Below are 21,296 nucleotides of genomic sequence, written 5' to 3' on the forward strand. Positions count from 1 at the left end.
AATCTCGCCAAATTACTCATCCAACCGAAGTGTATCTCACAATCGGCAGGCCAGTTTAGCACAAAGAGCGGAGATGCCCAACTTCCGGTTTATTCTTAATCAGCCTGCTTACGCAAAAATGCCGGAATATCCAGGTAATCAGGTTCTTTCGCAGCCTGTGGCGTGTTGTCATTAACAACCTTAGCGGCCGGCTTCTGTTCCTGAGTCAAAGGCGCCATACCGTGCTGCTGGTAGCGATCCATAACGGGCTGCTGAGTCTGCTGTTTATTGGTAACCAGGGTAATTTCAGGACGTTTATCCATGCCGATACCGGTAGCAACAACGGTAACACGCAGTTCGTCGTTCATCTCTGGGTCCAGAGAGGTCCCGATAACCACGGTCGCGTTATCCGAAGCGAACGCACGGATGGTGTTACCCACGGTTTCGAACTCATCCAGACGCAGATCGAAGCCAGCGGTGATGTTAACCAGCACGCCACGCGCACCTGACAGATCGATATCTTCCAGCAGCGGGCTGGAGATCGCCATTTCTGCCGCTTCTTCCGCACGGTCTTCGCCGCTTGCCACGCCGGAGCCCATCATGGCATAACCCATTTCGGACATCACGGTACGCACGTCAGCAAAGTCGACGTTCATCAGACCCGGACGGGTAATCAGTTCAGCGATACCCTGCACGGCGCCTTTCAGCACATCGTTCGCCGCGCCAAATGCGTCGAGCAAAGAGATACCGCGACCAAGCACTTTCAGCAGCTTGTCGTTTGGAATAGTGATCAGGGAGTCAACGTGTTTTGACAGCTCGGCGATGCCCTGCTCCGCAAATGCCATACGCTTTTTGCCTTCAAAATTGAAAGGCTTAGTGACGACGGCAACGGTGAGGATACCGAGGTCTTTAGCAACCTCCGCAACAACGGGTGCTGCACCCGTGCCCGTGCCACCGCCCATACCTGCGGCGATAAACACCATGTCTGCGCCTTCAAGCGCGGCACGTAACGCGTCCCGATCTTCATCGGCTGCGGAACGACCCACTTCAGGGTTTGCTCCAGCACCCAGACCTTTGGTAATACCATTACCAATCTGGATTGTCTGGCCTACCGCAGTTTTACGCAACGCCTGCGCGTCGGTATTCACCGCGAAGAAATCAACGCCTTCGATGCGCTCGCGCACCATGTGTTCAACGGCATTACCGCCGCCGCCACCGACGCCGATGACTTTAATCACCGCGTCGTTGGTCAGTTCCATAGGTTCAAACATAGTTTCTCTCCGTTTTGTGCCTGTCGCCTGAGACCGCTAATTTTGTCCGGTCTCTTATAAAAATTAAAACTCTTTTCTCAGCCAGCTGTTGATTCGCTTAAACCATGAGCCGACAGAGGTCCGTTTTTCCACTTCTGCTTCACCACTGAGATGAGACTCCTTCCCGTAGTGCAGCAAGCCGACGGCAGTCGAATAGTACGACTCCTGGGCATAATCAGTCAGGCCAGTAATATTTAACGGCTGTCCGATACGCACCTGCGTATGGAACACGCGCTGAGCACAGGCCGCCAGGCCTTCAATTTGCGCCGCGCCACCGGTTAACACAATCCCCGCGGCCAGGTGGTGCTTCACACCCTGCAGGCGGAGTTGTTCCTGTAACTGCAAAATCTCTTCATTGACCAGGTTGAGCAGCTCGGTATAACGCGGCTCAATAACCTCAGCCAGCGTCTGACGCTGCAGGCTACGCGGTGGACGGCCACCCACGCTCGGTACCTCAACGTTTTCATCTTTGCCTACAATGGAGCCCAGCGCACAGCCGTGGCGTACTTTAATGGCTTCTGCATCGCTTGGCGGCGTGCCGAAGGCATAGGCGATATCGCTGGTCACCACGTTCCCCGCATAAGGGATAACCTTGGTGTGGCGCAACGCGCCGCCAGTGTATACCGCGATATCCATTGTACCACCACCGATATCAACTACGCAGACGCCCAGTTCACGTTCGTCTTCGGTTAAAACGGCGTAGCTTGCGGCCAGACCGGCAAAGATAAGTTGGTCAACTTTCAAACCACAACGTTCAACGGCTTTCACAATGTTTTTGGCCATATCGTTGTGGCAGGTGATTAAATGCACCTTAGCCTGCATACGCACACCAGATAACCCTACCGGATTTTTAATCCCTTCCTGATAGTCGATGGCATATTCTTGCGGGATAACGTGCAGAACGCGATGTTCGTCACGAACGCGCACTGATTTTGCGGTATGAACGACGTTTTCCACGTCCTCCTGCGTTACCTCTTCTTCAGAGATAGGCACCATACCAATCTCGTTCTGGCAGCTAATATGCTTGCCGGATAGCGCCAGGTAGACCGAAGAGATCTGGCAATCTGCCATCAGCTCGGCCTGGTCAATCGCCCGCTGAACGCATTTTACGACCGATTCAAGGTCGTTAACGCCGCCTTTGTCCATCCCACGGGACGGGCAGCTACCCACGCCGATAATATTGACCATACCGTCGGGCAGAACTTCCCCTACTAAAGCGGCGACCTTCGCGGTCCCGATCTCCAGTCCAACTACCAGTTTTCTGTCCGTCGCCTTGATCATTGTTGTTCTGCCTGTGCCTGATTCTGTTGCTGATTAGGTTCCTGTTCGGGAGCGGGCTGCCAGCCTACTGCCGCGCCTGAGTCATATCGCAAGTCGACATAGCTAACCACTTTGCTGTCCGCTTGCCCCTGCTGTTGCAGAACCGGATACAGCTCCACAAAGCGACTCAGGCGTTTCATCGTATCGCCCCGGCCCAGATTGAGCTTAATGCCGTTGTTTAACGTCAACTGCCAGGAACGACGAGCGGTCATTGCCGCTTCTTTTAACGTGAATTTATCCTTTGCCAGCACCTGCCCCATCGCGCGATAGCCCTGTAAAACTTCACCTTCGCTCCCTTCAGGGCCGGATAACATCGGTAAAGTCTGCTTTCCGGTACGTTCTGCCGGCACGCTGAAGGCGTTGCCTTCGGCGTCGATCATGTGCTGATCATTCCAACGCGCTATGGGCACATATTCAACCAGATGAATCTTCAATTCGTCCGGCCACTGCTTTCTTACGCTCGCCTGCTTGATCCAGGGCAAACGTTCAATCTGCTGCTGGATGATATTTACATCCTGCGTCATAAAGGTGCCCGGAGGCCCAAGCGCCAGAATAGACTGGCGAATATCATCGTTGCGCGTGTAATGCCGATCGCCGGTTACCACTAGCCTGGAAAGCGGCAGGCGCTGAGCATCTTCCATCCAGCCGACCACAATCCAGCCGCCGATAAACACCGTAAACAGCACCGCACTCAGGAAGATAATTCCTGCCAGTCGCCCCCCGTTGCTACGACGGGTACTGCCAGGTTCTTCCTGGCGATTACGCGCATTGAGGGCTGCTTGCGACATATCAGTCCGCCAACTCCAGAATACGTACTACCAGTTGTGAGAAAGTCATCCCCGCCTGACGCGCCGCCATCGGCACCAGGCTATGGCTGGTCATGCCCGGCGACGTGTTCACTTCCAGCAGATAAAACTGCCCGTCGCTGTCTTGCATGACATCCACCCGGCCCCAGCCGCTGCAGCCTAAAATCTGCCAGGCTTGCAGCACCAGCGCACGCAAATCCTGCTCGCGCTGTTCGCTTAAACCACCCGGACAAAAATATTGAGTTTCATCAGAGAGATACTTCGCGTCATAATCATAGAAGGTTCCAGCCGGCTGGATACGAATTGACGGTAATATTTCTTCACCGAGGATGGCTACCGTGTACTCAGGCCCGCTCAACCATTTTTCGATCAGCACCTCTTCATCGTGTCTGAAAGCTAATTCCAGCGCGGCCGACAGTGCCGCAGCGTCATCGACTTTCGACATCCCCACGCTTGAGCCTTCACGGCTTGGCTTAACGATAACCGGCAGGCCCAGTTGGGTGATACGTTCCACCGTTGCAGCAGTAATGCCTGCTTGTGCATCCTGACGAGTCAACGCCACCCAGGGCGCAACCGGTAAACCTGCACCCTGCCACAGCAGCTTGGTACGCATTTTATCCATGCTGATAGCCGAGGCCATCACGCCGCTGCCGGTGTACGGAAGATCCAGGAATTCCAACAGTCCTTGCAGCGTACCATCTTCACCACCGCGGCCATGCAGCGCGATGAAAATTTTGTCGAACCCTTTAAGCTTAAGTTCGGTTACCGCGGTTTCTTGCGGATCAACGCCATGAGCGTCGATGCCCGCTTCTTTCAGGCCCGCCAGCACGGCGCTTCCTGACTGCAACGACACGTCACGCTCCGCGGAATTCCCACCCAGCAGAACAGCTATTTTATCAGCCATGGCGGTCTTCCTCTTTAGCCTGGGGCCGTAATTTACTTTCAGCCAGTTTTTTTGCGATCTTGCCAACGTTTCCCGCGCCCTGCACCAGGATCAAATCATTTCCTGTCAATACCGGCGCAAGGATATCCATAATCTGGCCCGCTTCCGGCACCAGAATCGGATCAACTTTGCCACGACCGCGAATGGTACGACACAGCGAACGGCTATCCGCTCCCGGGATAGGCGCTTCACCGGCAGCATAAACATCCAGCATCAGCAAAGAATCCACCTGCGACAGCACGCCGGCAAAATCGTCATACAGATCGCGGGTACGCGTAAAACGGTGCGGCTGGAAAATCATCACCAGATTTTTATCCGGCCAGCCTGCGCGGGCGGCTTTGATTGTCGCGTCCACCTCCGTCGGGTGATGGCCGTAGTCGTCCACCAGCATTGCGCTACCTGTTTTGCCATTTACCGGCGCCAGCGGATACTCGCCCAGGAAATCAAAGCGGCGACCGGTGCCCTGGAAGCTCTCCAGCGCACGCAGGATAGCGTCGTCTTCAATGCCTTCTTCCGTGGCAACAGCGACCGCTGCCGCAGCGTTCAGGGCGTTGTGACGGCCAGGCGCATTCAGCGTGACGCACAGCTCCGGTTTATCCAGACGCACGATAGTGAAATGCCCCTGCGGCCCTTTCTGCTGATAGTTTTCAATACGAATATCCGCATCGTCGCTAAAACCGTAGGTGGTGGTTTGACGACCCACGCGCGGCAACAGCTCACGAATCACCGGATCGTCTACGCACATCACGGCACGACCATAAAAAGGCAAATTGTGCAGGAAGTTAATAAACGTCTGCTTTAGATTTTCGAAATCGCCCTGGTAGGTATCCATATGGTCGGCTTCGATGTTGGTCACCACGGAGACCATAGGTTGCAGATGGAGGAATGACGCATCGCTCTCATCGGCTTCCGCAATCAAATAGCGGCTGTGGCCCAGACGCGCATGCGTTCCCGCCGCCTTCACCAGGCCACCGTTAACGAACGTCGGATCCAGACCCGCTTCCGCGTAGATGCTGGATACCATCGCCGTGGTCGTTGTTTTTCCGTGGGTTCCCGCGATGGCGATGCCATGACGAAAACGCATTAATTCAGCCAGCATTTCGGCGCGACGAATAACCGGAATGCGCGCTTCATGAGCGGCGACAATTTCCGGGTTGTCCGCAGAAATCGCGGTCGATACCACCACCACGCTGGCATCCAGCACGTTTTCCGGGCGGTGATTAAAGTAAATAGTGGCACCCAGTGCCGACAACTGCTGCGTGACCGGGTTCGGCGCCAGATCGGATCCGCTAATCTGATAGCCTTCGTTAGCCAAAACTTCGGCAATACCGCCCATACCGGCGCCGCCGATGCCAACAAAGTGAATGTGCCGGACGCGACGCATCTCGGGCACGATAGAACGCAGTTTCGCCAGCTGTTGTGTATTCATTCTCTAACCTGCGGCGCTTTGCGCCATTACATCAAAAAATTCACGGGTGAAAATCGTCACCCACAACCTTTAAATCATTACGCCAGTGCTGCAGCGCTTACTTCTTTGGCTACCCGCTCAGTTGCATCTGGAATGGAGGCAGCGCGTGCACGTTCGGCCATCGCCAGCAACGTTGCTCTGTCCCATCCGCTGAGCGTTTCGGTAACGGCATCCACGGTAAACTGCGGTTGTTCCAGTATTCTGGCGGCTCCGGCCTTTTCCAGCGGCAGCGCGTTCCAGTATTGCTGCCGGTCTTTATGCTGGAAGGGAACGAACAGCGCGGGCAATCCTGCGGCGGCAATTTCGCTCACGGTTAACGCACCTGAGCGGCATACCACAACATCTGCCCATGCGTAAGCAGCGGCCATATCGTCAATAAATTCAGTCACTTTATGCTGAGGCTGCGCGGCTTCTGCATAGGCCTGCTGGACGATAGCCTGCCCGCCCTTGCCGCATTGATGCCAGATAGTCACGGTATCACCGAGGCGACCCGCAACCTGCGGCATAATCTGGTTCAGCACGCGAGCGCCCTGAGAGCCACCGACCACCAGTACGCGAACCGGCCCCTCACGATCGGAAAACCGTTCCTGAGGCAAAGGCAGCGCTAATACATCCGTGCGCACCGGATTGCCGACCACGTCCGCATTTGGGAATGCGCCGGGAAACGCCTGCATCACCTTTTTAGCAATTTTTGCCAGCCACTTATTGGTCAGGCCCGCAATACCGTTTTGCTCGTGCAAAACAACGGGAATGCCAAGCGACCACGCGGCCAGCCCGCCAGGGCCAGAAACATAGCCGCCCATTCCCAGCACAACGTCCGGACGATATGCTTTCATGATCGCCCTCGCCTGACGCCAGGCGTTAAAGATACGTACCGGCGCCAGCAGCAGTGCTTTTACCCCCTTCCCGCGCAGCCCCGAAATACGGATAAAGTCGATTTCAATGCCGTGCTTCGGAACAAGGTCAGCTTCCATACGATCGGCGGTGCCAAGCCAGCGCACCTGCCAACCCTCAGCCATCAGATGATGGGCCACCGCAAGCCCCGGGAAAACGTGTCCGCCCGTGCCGCCCGCCATCACCATTAACCGCCGGGATTGATTGCTCATCGTACGCTCCGTGTAAACGCCTGGGCTTTCGCCAGACGCGTTTCATAATCAATACGCAGCAACATTATGATTGCCGTAGACATAATCAATAAGCTGGAGCCACCGTAACTGATAAGCGGCAACGTCAGGCCTTTCGTCGGCAACATACCTGCCGCCGCGCCTACGTTAACCAGCGCCTGGAAACTGAACCAGATTCCGATTGAACAGGCGAGAAAGCCCGCAAAACGCTGATCCAGTTCAAGGGCGCGTTTGCCGATGGACATCGCACGAAAAGCGACGAAGAATACCATCAATAAAGCCAGTGCCACACCGATATATCCCAGCTCTTCGCCAATAATGGAGAAGATAAAGTCAGTGTGCGCTTCCGGCAGATACTCCAGTTTTTGTACGGAATTTCCTAAGCCCTGGCCCCATAATTCACCGCGGCCAAATGCCATTAGCGACTGCGTAAGCTGGTAGCCGCTGCCGAAGGGATCCTCCCATGGATTCCAGAAGGAGGTTACGCGGCGGATACGATAGGGTTCGGCCAGAATCAGCAACACGACCGCTGAAATACCCATGCCGATAATGGCGATGAACTGCCAGAGCTTTGCCCCCGCGAGGAACAGCATCGCAAGCGTAGTGACGAAAAGCACGACGACCGTACCGAGGTCAGGCTGGGCCAGCAAAAGCACGGCCATCACCAGAATCACGCCCATCGGTTTAAGGAAGCCGCGCAGGTTATTACGCACCTCATCAACCTTGCGCACAAGATAGTTGGCGAGGTAGCAGAACAGCGACAGCTTGGTGAATTCGGCAGGCTGAATACGCAGCGGGCCGAAGGCAATCCAGCGCGATGCGCCGTTAACCGAGCTGCCCACCACCAGCACGACCAGCAGCATGGCTATTGAAAGCAGCAGCATCGCGGTACTGTGGCGCTGCCAGAATTCCATAGGCAGACGCAGCGTTATCAACGCCAGAACAAACGCCAGAACGATATACAGCCCATCACGTTTGGCAAACAGGAACGGATCGTTTGCCAGGCGTTGCCCAACCGGCATTGATGCCGAGGTCACCATGATAAAACCTATGGCGGCCAGGCCAAACGTTAACCACAGCAAGGTGCGATCGTAAAGCACCATGCTGTTTGAGTCGGCTTCACGGGAACCCATCACCCAGCCTTTTAGCGCATCGGACACCCATGCCAGGATACCAAATCCCGGAATACGCGGCATACGCAGGCGAGGGAGTGATAAACGCATCAACCTAGCTCCTTTGCAAGACGGGTAAAGAGATCCCCACGCTGTTCAAAGTTTTTGAACTGATCGAGGCTTGCACAGGCCGGCGATAACAGCACCATATCTCCCGGCTTAACACGCGGGGCGATAAGTTCCATCGCTTGCGTCATGGTTTCTGTCTGCTCTGCCACTTCCGGACGCAGTTCAGCAAGCTCAGCACCGTCGCGGCCAAAGCAGTACAGGCGAACATTCGGCCCTTGCAGATAGTGTGCAAGCGGTGAAAAATCGGCGGATTTACCGTCTCCGCCCAGCAGCAGATGCAGCGTGCCGTCCACGTGCAGGCCGTTAAGCGCGGCTTCGGTGCTGCCGACGTTGGTCGCTTTTGAGTCGTTAATCCAGCGCACGCCGTTGTGTTCCCAGGCCAGCTGGAAACGGTGCGCCAGGCCGTCGAATGTCGTTAGCGCCTTCAGGCTGCTGGAGCGCGGCAGCTTCACCGCATCAGCCAGAGCAAGCGCCGCCAGGGCGTTGGTGTAGTTATGCTGACCTACCAGCTTCATCTCTTTGGTGCTCAGCACTTTCTCACCCTTCACGCGCAGCCAGGTATCTCCCTGCTGGCGATTAAGGTGATAATCACCCACGTCCACGCCAAAGCTCACGCAGCGCTCATCGGCACCGCGCACCGGCATGGTCAGGGCGTCATCCGCATTCACAACGCAAACTGCCGCATTTTCATAGACACGCAGTTTGGCCGCACGGTACTGCTGCAGACCGAACGGATATCTGTCCATATGATCTTCAGTGACGTTAAGGATCGTGGCGGCTGCCGCTTGCAGACCGTACGTGGTTTCTAACTGGAAGCTGGAAAGCTCCAGCACGTACAGTTCGCGATTCGGCTCAAGCAGCATCAGCGCTGGCAGGCCGATGTTGCCGCCCACGCCAACGTTTATGCCAGCGGCTTTCGCCATTTCGCCCACGAGGCTGGTCACCGTGCTTTTCCCGTTCGAGCCGGTAATCGCCACAATCGGCGCCTGCGCCTCACGGCAAAACAGCTCGATATCGCCGACGATTTCCACGCCGTGATCGGCCGCGTTGCTTAGCGCCGGTTGCGCCAGCGCGATACCAGGGCTGGCAACGATTAAATCTGCCGCCAGCAGCCAGCTTTCATTCAGGGAACCGAGATGACGCTCTACCGCTTCCGGCAGTTTATCCAGGCCCGGTGGGGAGATACGGCTGTCCATCACGCGCGGCGTAACGCCACGCGCAAGAAAGAAATCCACGCAGGACAGGCCGGTTAAGCCCAACCCAATAATGACGACGTTCTTACCCTGGTAATCAGCCATGATTAACGCACCTTCAGCGTAGCCAGGCCAATCAGGACCAGCATCAGCGAGATAATCCAGAAGCGCACGATAACGCGCGGTTCCGGCCAGCCTTTCAGTTCATAGTGGTGATGGATTGGCGCCATGCGGAAAATACGCTGTCCGCGTAGCTTAAAGGAACCCACCTGCAGAATAACGGAAAGCGTTTCGACCACGAACACGCCGCCCATGATTACCAGCAGGAATTCCTGACGCAGCAGAACCGCGATGGTGCCAAGCGCGCCGCCCAGAGCCAGGGAACCAACGTCCCCCATAAAGACCTGAGCCGGATAGGTGTTAAACCACAGGAAGCCTAACCCTGCACCAACGATCGCCGTACAGACGATAACCAGCTCACCCGCATGACGCAGATAAGGTATATGCAGGTACCCGGCAAAATTCATGTTACCGGTCGCCCATGCCACCAGCGCGAAGCCGCCTGCAACCAGCACGGTAGGCATGATAGCCAGGCCGTCCAGCCCGTCGGTCAGGTTCACCGCATTGCCGGTGCCAACAATCACGAAGTAGGCCAGCAGAACGTAGAACAGGCCAAGCTGCGGCATTACATCCTTAAAGAACGGCACAACCAGCTCGGTGGCTGGCGTTCCTTTCCCGGCGATATACATAGTGAAAGCCACGGCGAGGGCGATAACGGACATCCAGAAATATTTCCAGCGCGCGATAAGCCCTTTAGTGTCTTTGCGTACGACTTTGCGGTAATCGTCGACAAAACCTATTGCCCCGTACCCCACCAGCACAAACAGCACGCACCAGACGTATGGGTTGGCCGGATAGGCCCACAGCAACACGGAAATCACGATAGATGTCAGGATCATAATCCCGCCCATCGTCGGCGTGCCGCGTTTGCTGAAGTGCGATTCGGGGCCGTCGTTACGTACGACCTGACCGAAAGAGAGTTGCTGTAAACGTGCAATCATACGCGGGCCCATCCACAAAGAGATGAACAGCGCGGTCAACAGGCTGACGATGGCGCGAAACGTCAGATAAGAGAAGACGTTAAAGCCAGAATAATATTTGACCAAATGCTCGGCCAGCCAAACTAACATGTTCCTTTCTCCTGTAATGCGCGTACCACCTCTTCCATGGCGGCACTACGTGAACCCTTCACTAAAATGGTGATAATTGAATGCTCCGCGATTAGCGCATGCAGACGCGCTATCACGGCTTTTTTATCGGTAAAATGTTCGCCCGCTTCAGCGGCCTGGCTGATAATTTCGCTCAGCGCGCCAACGCTTAACACGCAGTCGATACCGGCAGCTTTCGCGGCTTCCCCAACCTGGCGATGGCAATCCTGCGTCTCCGCGCCCAGCTCGGCCATATCGCCAACCACCATTACGCGGAAACCAGGCATTTCAGAAAGCACCTGAGCGGCGGCAATCATTGATCCCACGTTGGCGTTGTAGCTGTCGTCGAGCAGAAGCTGTGTTTGTGCAAGCTGAATCGGATACAGGCGCCCCGGCACGGCCTTAAGCTCCGCCAGCCCTGTTTTTATGGCTTCAGCCGGCGCGCCGACGGCCATTGCCAGCGCGGTTGCAGCCAACGCATTCGCAATATTATGGCGGCCCGGCAGCGGCATAGTTACTTCTATATCGCCCGTTGGGGTTTGCAGAGTAAATTCGGTGCCGTGAGAGGTAATATGCACGTTAGTGGCCGTGAAATCGCCGTCTGCCGCGTCGGGCGAGAAACGCCAGGTTTTACGAGCGCCAATCACCTCCTGCCAGTTCAGCCAGTCGTTATTATCGGCATTCATAATGGCGATGCCGTTAGCAGGCAGGCCGGCAAAAATTTCCCCTTTGGCTTTCGCCACGCCGGCAAGCGATCCGAACCCTTCCAGATGCGCGGCGGCGAGGTTATTTACAAGCGCGGCTTCCGGGCGGGTCAGGCTTACCGTCCAGGCTATTTCACCCTGATGGTTCGCCCCGAGTTCAATCACCGCATAGTCATATTCCGGCGTCAGACGCAGGAGCGTCATGGGCACGCCGATATCGTTATTCAGGTTACCGGCGGTATAAAGCGTGTTGCCGCACTGGCGCAGGATTGCTGCGGTCATTTCTTTTACGGATGTCTTACCGGATGAACCGGTCAGCGCAACCACGCGAGTGGGAACCTGCTGGCGAACCCAGGCGCCGAGCTGGCCAAAGGCAAGACGCGTGTCTGCAACCACCAGTTGCGGAACGTCAATCGGCAGCTTACGGCTAACCAGCAGCGCGCCCGCTCCGCCTTTAACGGCCTCTTCCGCGAAGCCATGCGCGTCAAACCGTTCGCCTTTAAGCGCGACGAACAGGCAGCCCGGCGTTAATTTTCGCGTGTCCGTTGTGACATCAACGATATCCGCATCGGCGCCGTGCAGCTGCCCGGCCAGGATCCCGGCGAGTTGGCTCAGTGAAACGCGGATCATGCCACCACTCCCAGTAAACGAGCTGCGGTCACGCGATCTGAATAGTCGAGACGGCGATTGCCAACGATCTGATAATCTTCATGGCCTTTGCCCGCGACCAGCACAACATCGTTTTCTTTAGCCTGCATGATCGCGTTGGTGACGGCTTCTGCACGTCCCGGCACGACATATGCGCGGCCCGCATCCAGCATGCCAGCCAGGATATCATTGACGATAGCTTTTGGTTCTTCCGTGCGCGGGTTGTCGTCAGTGACCACGACCACGTCAGCATACTGTTCCGCAATGGCCCCCATTATCGGGCGTTTGCCTTTGTCGCGGTCGCCACCGCAGCCAAACACGCACCATAATTTGCCGGTACAGTGCAGGCGCGCGGCCTGTAGCGCTTTTTCCAGCGCATCCGGCGTATGGGCGTAATCCACCACTACGGTGGTTTTACCCGGCGCGGTGAACACTTCCATACGGCCGCAAACTGGCTGCAAACGTTCAGCGGTTTTCAACAGATCCGCCAGCCCGTAACCCAGCGCCAGAAGCGTCGCCAGAGCCAGTAACAGATTGCTGACGTTAAAGGCGCCCATCAGACGGCTTTCGACTTCGCCATCTCCCCAGGAAGAACTGAACCGGATGGTGGCTCCGCCATCGTGATAGTGGACATTTGTCGCTTTCAGCCAGCGACCATGGCAGTCTGGCTGAAGATTATTTTCCATGGACACCGCCACCGCATCCGGCAGACGCGCCAGCCACTTACGGCCCACTTCATCGTCCGCGTTAATAATGGCTTGCCCGGCATCATGTTCGGAAAACAGCAGCCATTTGGCGGCTTCGTAGCCAGCCATATCGCCGTGATAATCAAGGTGGTCGCGGCTGAGATTGGTAAACACAGAGGCCGCGAATTTCAGTGCCGCCACGCGATGCTGCACCAGGCCATGGGAAGAGACTTCCATTGCCGTAAACGTTGCGCCCTGCTGATGCAGGTTAGCAAGCGCTTGCTGCACATCAACAGCCGAGCCGGTGGTATTCTCGGTTGGGATGACCTGATTGAGCAAACCGTTCCCCACGGTTCCCATTACCGCACTGGTTTCACCCAGTCGTTGAGCCCACTGCGCGAGAAGCTGCGTGGTCGTGGTTTTGCCGTTGGTACCGGTCACGCCAACCAGACGCAGCGCGCTGGAAGGTTCGTGATAAAAACGCCCCGCGAGCGCGGAGAGTCGTTGATGCAGCTGGCTGAGGTAAATCACCGGCACACCGTGCATTTCACGGATTTCACCGTCGCTTGCCTGGCCTTGTGCCTCTGCAACGACGGCCGCTACGCCTTGCGCAATCGCCTGCGGGATATATCGACGCCCGTCCGCCTGATGACCGACCACCGCCACAAAAAGATCGCCCGAAGCCGCCACGCGGCTATCGAGTGTCATCTCTCGCAGTGCTCTCTCCGGGGCCAATGGCACCCAAGGAGCGAGAAGGTCGCGCAAATTACGATCTGCCACCTGATCCCTCTTTCTGATTAATTACAAATTCGCTTTTTTCACCGGTTGCCAGCGCGTCTGGTTCGATGTTCATGGTGCGTAACACGCCGCCCATAATGGCTCCGAACACAGGTGCAGAGACGGCACCACCGTAATATTTACCCGCCTGCGGATCGTTAATCACCACCACCAACGCAAAGCGCGGATTACTGGCTGGTGCAACGCCCGCCGTGTAGGCAATGTATTTATTGATATATTTCCCGTCCGGCCCGACTTTCTTCGCCGTACCGGTTTTAATCGCAATGCGGTAGCCTTTAATAGCCGCCTTCACGCCCCCGCCGCCTGGCAGGGCCACGCTTTCCATCATATGAACGACGGTGCGAACGGTAGATTCCGGGAAGATACGCTCGCCGGGCACCGGCGGGTCAACTTTGGTTATCGACAGCGGACGGTAAACCCCGTAGCTGCCAATGGTTGCGTAGACTCGCGCTAACTGTAACGGCGTTACCATTAGCCCGTAGCCGAAAGAGAAGGTGGCCCTCTCTATGTCAGACCACCGTTGTTTTTGAGGATATAAGCCACTGCGTTCCCCGACCAACCCCAAATTGGTCGCTTTTCCCAGTCCAAAACGTGAGTAAGTATCTACTAACGCTGAGGAGGGCATCGCTAACGCCAGTTTGGAAACCCCGACGTTACTCGACTTCTGAAGTACCCCGGTAAGGGTCAATTCGCTGTAGCGCGCCACATCTTTAATCTCATGACCATTGATGCGGTACGGTATGGTATTCAGTACGGTGTTTTCCTGCACCACGCCGCGCTGAAGCGCGGTCATCACGACCATCGGCTTAACGGTTGAGCCCGGTTCAAACACGTCGGTGATGGTGCGGTTACGCATAATATCTTTCGGCGTGCCGGTCAGGTTATTCGGGTTATAAGACGGGCTATTGGCCATCGCCAGAACTTCGCCCGTATTCACATCCACCAGCACGGCGCTGCCCGACTCCGCTTTGTTAAAGGCCACGGCGTTATTGAGCTCGCGGTAAACCAGCGCCTGCAGGCGTTCATCAATGCTCAACGCCAGGTTATGGGCGGCCTGGCTGTCCGTTGAGGAGATATCTTCGATAACGCGGCCGTAGCGATCTTTACGCACAATACGCTCGCCGGGCTGCCCGGTAAGCCATTTATCAAAGCTTTTCTCGACGCCTTCAATACCCTGACTGTCAACGTTGGTAAAACCAATAAGGTGAGCGGTGACTTCGCCAGAAGGATAGTAGCGGCGGGACTCTTCACGTAAGTGAATCCCCGGCAGCTTCAGCTTCTTAATGTAATCGCCGATATCCGGGTTAACCTGGCGCGCCAGATAGATAAAGCGCCCTTTCGGGTTGCTGTTCACGCGGGAGGCGAGTTGATCGAGTGGAATTTTTAGCGCGTCGGCCAACGCTTTCCAGCGGTTATCGAGAGTGATGCCGCCGGCTTCATGCAGTTCCTTCGGATCTGCCCAAATGGCTTTCACCGGTACGCTCACTGCCAGCGGGCGACCCGCACGGTCGCTGATCATTCCACGAGAGGTGGACACTTCCTGCACGCGCAGGGAACGCATGTCACCCTGGCGTACCAGCATATCCGGGGCGATAATTTGCAGCCAGGCAACGCGGCCTAACAGAAAAGCCAGCGCCAGTAAGATACAACCGCAAAGCAACGCAAAACGCCAACCGATAAAGTTGGCCTGCTCTTCCTGGCGTTTTGGTTTAAGCGTTTTTGCCGCTGCTCTCATCTGTCGCGCGATTCCTTATTATTGCTGAACTACGATATTTTCCTGCGAAGGATCGACATGCTGCAACTGCAGCTTTTCCGTGGCGATCCGTTCCACCCGGCTATGATCGCCGAGTGCGTTTTCTTCTAAAATCAGGTTACGCCATTCGATATCCAGAGCATCACGCTCCACCACCATTTGCTCACGTTGAGCCGTAAGTAAACGGGTATGGTGCGCGGTGGTTACAACTGAAATGGCGGTAAAAATAATGGCGACGAACAGACACAGTGGCAGTTTGCCGTGGCGTAAGAGATCCCCGCCAATCACCGTTGGCAGCGCGTGGCGTTCATTGCTACCAAGCTGGGTCACTTTCCCGAGGGCTTCTGTCACTGCGTTGATCATGCGTTAGTCCTCTCGGCAATGCGCAGCACCGAACTGCGCGCGCGAGTATTTTCCGCGACCTCATCTTCGCCCGGCATCATTTTGCCCAGCGATTTCAGATAGCGGCCGCCGAGTTTATTCAGCTGCGCTTCCGTCATTGGTAAACCAGCCGGAACCTGCGGGCCACGACTGTTTTCACGCATAAAGCGTTTCACAATACGATCTTCAAGCGAGTGAAAGCTGATGATGGACAAACGGCCGCCCGGAGCCAGCGCTTCGATAGATCCTTTCAGCGCCTTTTCGATCTCTTCTAATTCGCTGTTGATCCAGATACGTATTGCCTGGAAGGTGCGCGTTGCCGGATGTTTGAACTTATCTTTGACCGGCATCGCCGCAGCCACAACTGCCGCCAGTTCTTTGGTGCGAGTCATTGGCTGTTCGCGATTACGCTCAACGATGGCGCGCGCGATGCGTTTGCCAAATTTCTCTTCACCATAGGTTTTAATGACCCAGGCGATGTCGGCTTCGTCTGCGGTAAGCAACCACTGCGCGGCGGATTGCCCGCGGGTTGGATCCATACGCATATCCAGCGGACCGTCACGCATAAACGAGAAGCCGCGCTCTGCGTCGTCAAGCTGCGGTGAGGAAACGCCAAGATCGAGCAAAATGCCGTCGATTTTACCCTGCAGGCCACGTTCGCGTACGTAATCCGCCAGCTCGGAGAAAGGGCCATGAACGATGGCGAAACGCGGATCGTCAATGGCTTGAGCCGCAGCAATAGCCTGCGGATCGCGATCGATAGCCAGCAGGCGGCCTTCTGCGCCCAGCTGTGAGAGGATCAGTCGTGAATGGCCGCCGCGGCCAAAAGTACCATCAATGTAAATGCCATCGTGACGAATATTAAGGCCGTTCACGGCCTCATCAAGCAGCACCGTCGTGTGTTTAAAATTTTCCATCATTATTTATAGTGACAAGTCCTGCAGGCGTTCCGACAAACCGGTTGTCGTTTCCTGCTCAGCGTCGATGTCTTCCTTGATCTGTTGATGCCAGGTCGCTTCATCCCACAGTTCAAACTTATTGAACTGCCCAACCAGCATGACTTCTTTGGTCAACCCGGCGTGCTGGCGTAAAACAGGCGCCACCAGTAATCGCCCGGCACTATCCATCTGACACTCACTGGCATGGCCAAGTAAAAGCCGCTGCACGCGACGCTCTACCGGGTTCATGCTCGACAAACGGGCTAGCTTTTGTTCAATAATTTCCCACTCGGGAAGGGTATAAAGCAGCAGGCAGGGATGATGGATGTCGATGGTGCATACCATCTGACCTTCAGAGATGCCGACCAGCTTTTCCCGATATCGGGTTGGCACGGCAAGCCGCCCTTTGCTGTCGAGATTGACTAACGTTGCTCCACGGAACATGCCAGCCTCATCCTAAACTAATCCTTTCCACCACTTTACCCCACAAATTCCCACCCAAAGGAGTTTACGGAGCGGAGGAAAAGCTTGTCAAGCAAGCCTCGCAGCACGGGGAAATAAATTTCCCTGGCTAAGCGGTTGATTAATGGCTGGCGTGAAAAGCACTGCAAGCGCGAAGCAAAATTAACAGTATGAATATTTGAAAGAAAAGAGACGAATAAACATGCAGTTCGTTAAATCCACTGAAAACCTGAGCATAAAAATATTAAGTACTCAGTTTGCGACGCGGTCGGCATTTTAAGGTATTTCCCTACAGGATAACAGCGCCAGATACAGGCGGAATGCAGGACAGGGGCGGGTCCGGGGATAAGAGGAGAGCTATCGTTTAATTAACCGACATTTTTTAACTCTACGTATGTAACAAAATAATACAGCAGGCCGAATTAAACTTTTAAAAGATTCGTTTCTTTACATTCAAGCTTAAAGATTTAATTACCAGAAATAATAAGGGAATTTAAAAGAAGAAAAATCTTAATTAACCAAGGCAGCCGAAACTGCCTTTTCTGCTTAATGGCGGCTTAAGCTGCCACGACGATAAAGATTGCGGCGAATTCTGGTAAGGCCTGGTTTAGGTTTTCGCGGTTCATCAAGGCTTGCCAGCACCAGCTCCAGCACTCGCTCAGCAACGTCACGATGGCGTTGCGCCACCGCCAGTACCGGGCATTGTAAGAAATCAAGCAGCTCATGATCGCCAAAGGTAGCGATAGCGAGTTCAGACGGCAGACGCCCTTCGCGTCGCAAGGTGACGTCCATCACACCCTGAAGCAGAGCAAACGAAGTGGTGTATAGCGCTTGCGGCATCGGATGCGTTTCCAGCCATTTTTCGAACAGCTGGGCTGCGGCTTCGCGTTCGTAACTGTTTGCATACAGGAAATGGACTTCGCGAGGATCGCCTTCCCAGGCCTTACGAAATCCCTGTTCACGCAGATAGCTGACGGATAATTCGGGCAGCGCGCCGAGATAAAGAATCGTGTCGCCCGGAAATTTGCGCAGCTCTTGCGCGAGCATTTCAGCGTCTTCCTGATCGGCACCCACCACGCTTGTAAAATGTTCACGATCCAATGCGCGATCGAGGGCGATAATTGGGAACGAATCGTTCGCCCAGCGTTGATAGAAAGGATGCTCCGGCGGGAGGGACGTCGAAACGATTATGGCATCAACCTGGCGCTGCAGAAGATGCTCAATACAGCGCATCTCGTTATCAGGTTGATCTTCCGAGCAGGCGATAAGCAACTGATAGCCGCGCTGGCGAGCCTGTCGTTCAAGATAGTTCGCAATTCGGGTATAACTGGTGTTTTCCAGATCCGGGATAACGAGGCCAATAGAGCGCGTGCGCCCCGCTCGTAAACCCGCCGCCACCGCGTTTGGGTGGTAGTTATGTTCGCGTACAACTGCCATGACTTTCTCAACGGTTTTGTCACTGACACGGTACTGCTTTGCTTTACCGTTGATGACGTAGCTCGCCGTGGTGCGCGAAACTCCGGCCAGGCGCGCGATTTCATCCAATTTCACAGTAGCCCCTTAATCAAAAAGTTATCCATAACCATACCCTGGTCATGGTTACAACGTTGACATCTAAGCGCAGAATAATAACTCCGGCAACCGCTTTTGCAGGCAGTTATTGGGAAGTTGCAAAAAAAAGCCCGGCAGTGATTACCGGGCGTGTGAATCAGATCACATTTAATGGCTAGCGCATTATTTTATCGCCGCGTGAAACGCCAACGATACCCGAGCGCGCGACCTCAACGATTTTCGCTACTTCACGGATAGCGTTCAGAAAAGCATCAAGCTTATCGCTGGTGCCGGCAAGTTGAACCGTATACAGCGTTGGCGTGACATCAATGATTTGCCCGCGGAAGATCTCCGCATTGCGTTTCACCTCTTCACGTCCGTATCCGCTGGCCTGAACTTTTACCAGCATGATTTCACGCTCGACGTGTGCGCCCTGCCCCAGCTCGCTTACGCGCAAAACATCTACCAGCTTATGGAGTTGTTTCTCGATCTGCTCAAGCACTTTTTCGTCGCCGACGGTCTGTATAGTCATGCGTGACAGGGTGGGATCGTCCGTTGGCGCAACGGTCAGGCTTTCGATGTTATAGCCACGTTGAGAGAACAGGCCGATAACCCGGGAGAGCGCCCCGGATTCGTTTTCCAGTAAGACAGATAATATCCGGCGCATATCAGGTTCTCTCCGTTTTGCTTAACCACATTTCGTCCATTCCCCCGCCGCGGATCTGCATCGGGTAAACGTGCTCTGTCCCATCAACCGTGACATCCACAAATACCAGTCGCTGATTTTTTACCGCTTCCAGCGCTTCCGCCAGCTTGCTTTTCAGCTCGTCGGGCTGAGTAATACTGATACCAACGTGCCCGTAAGCTTCCGCCAGGCGAACAAAATCAGGCAGCGATTCCATATAAGACTGGGAATGGCGGCCAGAATAAATCATGTCCTGCCACTGCTTAACCATGCCGAGATAGCGGTTGTTAAGATTTAATACCAGCACCGGCAAGCCGTACTGAAGCGCGGTGGAGAGTTCCTGAATATTCATCTGAATACTGCCGTCTCCGGTCACGCACACCACGGTTTCTTCAGGCAGCGCAAGCTTCACGCCGAGCGCTGCCGGCAATCCGAAGCCCATAGTGCCAAGCCCGCCGGAATTTATCCAACGGCGAGGTGCGTCAAAGGTATAATAGAGGGCCGCAAACATCTGATGTTGACCAACGTCGGAAGTCACGTATGCTTCGCCGTTGGTGAGTTTATAGATAGTCTCGATAACCGCCTGAGGCTTAATTTTTCCGCTTTCGCGGTCGAATTCCAGACACTGCCTTGCACGCCAGCTTTCAATCTGTTGCCACCAGTCGCGGATATCATCGCAGGGCTGGGAAGTCTCTTCCTGGCTAAGCAGTTCAAGCATCTGTTGCAGCACCTGGCGGGCATCGCCGACGACAGGAATATCTGCGCCAACCGTTTTCGAAATGGAAGTTGGATCGATATCGATGTGCAATACGGTGGCATGCGGACAGTATTTTGCCAGGTTATTGGTTGTGCGGTCATCAAACCTTACGCCTACACCAAAAATCACATCCGAGTTATGCATGACCATATTGGCTTCATAGGTCCCGTGCATGCCTAACATGCCCAGCGCTTGCCGATGCGTGCCCGGAAATGCGCCCAGTCCCATTAAAGAAGAGACGACGGGAATGTTCAGCTTCTCGGCAATTTCACGCAGCTCTGCATGGCAGGCTGAGGTTATCGCGCCGCCTCCCACATACAGCACCGGCTTTTTCGCGCCCAGTAAGGTTTGCAGGGCGCGTTTTATCTGTCCCTTATGTCCCTGCGTAGTCGGGTTATACGAACGCATGCTCACCGTCGCCGGATAACTATAAGGAAACTTATTTGCCGGACTCATAATATCCTTCGGCAAATCCACCACCACCGGCCCCGGACGACCGCTGGCGGCCAGCCAGAATGCTTTTTTGATAATGCCTGGAATATCTTCTGCCTGCTTAACCAGGAAGCTATGTTTCACCACCGGGCGCGAGATCCCTACCATGTCGCATTCCTGGAAAGCATCGTAGCCGATAAGGGACGTAGCGACCTGGCCTGACAGCACCACCAGAGGAATGGAGTCCATATAAGCGGTAGCGATACCGGTAATGGCATTTGTTGCGCCGGGTCCTGAAGTCACCAGCACAACCCCGACTTCTCCGGTTGCTCGTGCCAGTCCATCAGCCATATGTACGGCAGCTTGTTCATGGCGTACCAGCACATGATCAATTCCACCAATGGTATGGAGCGCATCGTAAATATCGAGTACGGCGCCTCCCGGATAACCGAATACATGCTTAACGCCCTGATCGATTAACGATCGGACGACCATCTCGGCTCCTGACAACATCTCCATGGTTTGCCTCCAGGCTCACATTTTTGACTGACGGCAGAACTCATTTCCGCTCGGTCATTAAGGCAGAATTTACGTTCTGCCTGACTGTTTATTTTACGTGTTCCTTCCTAACATAACCGTTGAAAATCAGGCAATCAATCGCACGGCGATGTAACCACATCATCGTTTTTAACTTCGCCACTACAATATGCCGACATGGCGGAGTTAAGCCCTAATCATAAGCAAATATTATTGTTGAATATGTTATGAATTGAGGAATTACAGGCAGAATCTAATTAACGACAGGAATTTCATGCGTAGCGAGACGGCACGCATAAAGTGCGATAGCATAAAATGCTGCTTTCCAGGCCACAATAAGGAAAACCGACCTGTTTATGCGCGCCGGTTCAT

The 21,296-nt window shown here is 54.9% G+C and carries 18 protein-coding genes; all 18 read right to left on the bottom strand.

Features of this window, described 5'->3' with window-relative positions; translation table 11 throughout:
• Positions 1–95 precede the first annotated feature (95 nt).
• Positions 96–1,250: a cell division protein FtsZ gene (ftsZ, locus tag E2L00_RS10885; protein ID WP_167611074.1), complete on the bottom strand. Its 1,155-nt coding sequence runs from the start codon at positions 1,248–1,250 to the stop codon at positions 96–98.
• 63 nt (positions 1,251–1,313) lie between these two features.
• Positions 1,314–2,570 (bottom strand): cell division protein FtsA, encoded by a 1,257-nt coding sequence (gene ftsA, locus E2L00_RS10890; RefSeq protein ID WP_167611077.1) that lies wholly within the window; start codon positions 2,568–2,570, stop codon positions 1,314–1,316.
• The gene (ftsQ, locus tag E2L00_RS10895) at positions 2,567–3,397 is read right to left on the bottom strand and encodes a cell division protein FtsQ (RefSeq protein ID WP_167611080.1); all 831 of its coding nucleotides are present in this window, start codon (positions 3,395–3,397) and stop codon (positions 2,567–2,569) included. Before ftsQ ends, ftsA begins: the two co-directional genes overlap by 4 nt.
• Position 3,398: 1 nt before the next feature.
• Positions 3,399–4,319: a D-alanine--D-alanine ligase gene (locus E2L00_RS10900; protein WP_167611083.1), complete on the bottom strand. Its 921-nt coding sequence runs from the start codon at positions 4,317–4,319 to the stop codon at positions 3,399–3,401.
• Complete coding sequence (murC, locus tag E2L00_RS10905) at positions 4,312–5,787, bottom strand: UDP-N-acetylmuramate--L-alanine ligase (protein WP_167611086.1); 1,476 nt, start codon at positions 5,785–5,787, stop codon at positions 4,312–4,314. Before murC ends, E2L00_RS10900 begins: the two co-directional genes overlap by 8 nt.
• A 77-nt stretch (positions 5,788–5,864) precedes the next feature.
• Positions 5,865–6,932, bottom strand: coding sequence for an undecaprenyldiphospho-muramoylpentapeptide beta-N-acetylglucosaminyltransferase (gene murG / locus E2L00_RS10910; protein ID WP_167611089.1), 1,068 nt, complete (start codon positions 6,930–6,932; stop codon positions 5,865–5,867).
• On the bottom strand, positions 6,929–8,173 hold the full coding sequence (ftsW, locus tag E2L00_RS10915) for a cell division protein FtsW (RefSeq protein ID WP_167611092.1): 1,245 nt from the start codon (positions 8,171–8,173) through the stop codon (positions 6,929–6,931). The genes murG and ftsW overlap by 4 nt, the downstream gene beginning before the upstream one ends.
• Positions 8,173–9,489 (bottom strand): UDP-N-acetylmuramoyl-L-alanine--D-glutamate ligase, encoded by a 1,317-nt coding sequence (gene murD / locus E2L00_RS10920; protein ID WP_167611094.1) that lies wholly within the window; start codon positions 9,487–9,489, stop codon positions 8,173–8,175. The genes ftsW and murD overlap by 1 nt, the downstream gene beginning before the upstream one ends.
• Before the next feature lie 2 nt (positions 9,490–9,491).
• Positions 9,492–10,574, bottom strand: coding sequence for a phospho-N-acetylmuramoyl-pentapeptide-transferase (gene mraY / locus E2L00_RS10925; protein ID WP_167611097.1), 1,083 nt, complete (start codon positions 10,572–10,574; stop codon positions 9,492–9,494).
• On the bottom strand, positions 10,568–11,926 hold the full coding sequence (gene murF / locus E2L00_RS10930; RefSeq protein ID WP_167611099.1) for a UDP-N-acetylmuramoyl-tripeptide--D-alanyl-D-alanine ligase: 1,359 nt from the start codon (positions 11,924–11,926) through the stop codon (positions 10,568–10,570). Before murF ends, mraY begins: the two co-directional genes overlap by 7 nt.
• A complete protein-coding gene (murE, locus tag E2L00_RS10935; RefSeq protein WP_167611102.1) occupies positions 11,923–13,410 on the bottom strand; it encodes a UDP-N-acetylmuramoyl-L-alanyl-D-glutamate--2,6-diaminopimelate ligase in 1,488 nt (495 codons plus the stop codon). Before murE ends, murF begins: the two co-directional genes overlap by 4 nt.
• The gene (locus tag E2L00_RS10940; protein WP_167611105.1) at positions 13,397–15,163 is read right to left on the bottom strand and encodes a peptidoglycan glycosyltransferase FtsI; all 1,767 of its coding nucleotides are present in this window, start codon (positions 15,161–15,163) and stop codon (positions 13,397–13,399) included. Before E2L00_RS10940 ends, murE begins: the two co-directional genes overlap by 14 nt.
• 18 nt (positions 15,164–15,181) lie before the next feature.
• Entirely contained in the window at positions 15,182–15,544 is a 363-nt protein-coding gene (gene ftsL, locus E2L00_RS10945) for a cell division protein FtsL (protein WP_167611108.1), read from the bottom strand.
• A complete protein-coding gene (rsmH, locus tag E2L00_RS10950) occupies positions 15,541–16,482 on the bottom strand; it encodes a 16S rRNA (cytosine(1402)-N(4))-methyltransferase RsmH (RefSeq protein ID WP_167611111.1) in 942 nt (313 codons plus the stop codon). The genes ftsL and rsmH overlap by 4 nt, the downstream gene beginning before the upstream one ends.
• A 3-nt stretch (positions 16,483–16,485) precedes the next feature.
• Positions 16,486–16,944, bottom strand: coding sequence for a division/cell wall cluster transcriptional repressor MraZ (gene mraZ, locus E2L00_RS10955; RefSeq protein WP_167611114.1), 459 nt, complete (start codon positions 16,942–16,944; stop codon positions 16,486–16,488).
• A 564-nt stretch (positions 16,945–17,508) separates the two neighbouring features.
• Positions 17,509–18,513, bottom strand: a complete 1,005-nt coding sequence (cra, locus tag E2L00_RS10960) for a catabolite repressor/activator (RefSeq protein WP_167611117.1) — start codon at positions 18,511–18,513, stop codon at positions 17,509–17,511.
• A 175-nt stretch (positions 18,514–18,688) separates the two neighbouring features.
• On the bottom strand, positions 18,689–19,180 hold the full coding sequence (ilvN, locus tag E2L00_RS10965) for an acetolactate synthase small subunit (RefSeq protein ID WP_167611122.1): 492 nt from the start codon (positions 19,178–19,180) through the stop codon (positions 18,689–18,691).
• Between the two features lies 1 nt (position 19,181).
• Positions 19,182–20,906 (bottom strand): acetolactate synthase 3 large subunit, encoded by a 1,725-nt coding sequence (gene ilvI, locus E2L00_RS10970; protein WP_167611125.1) that lies wholly within the window; start codon positions 20,904–20,906, stop codon positions 19,182–19,184.
• Between the last annotated feature and the right edge of the window lie 390 nt (positions 20,907–21,296).

It is taken from the genome of Cedecea colo, assembly GCF_011808225.1.
GTDB lineage: Bacteria > Pseudomonadota > Gammaproteobacteria > Enterobacterales > Enterobacteriaceae > Dryocola > Dryocola colo.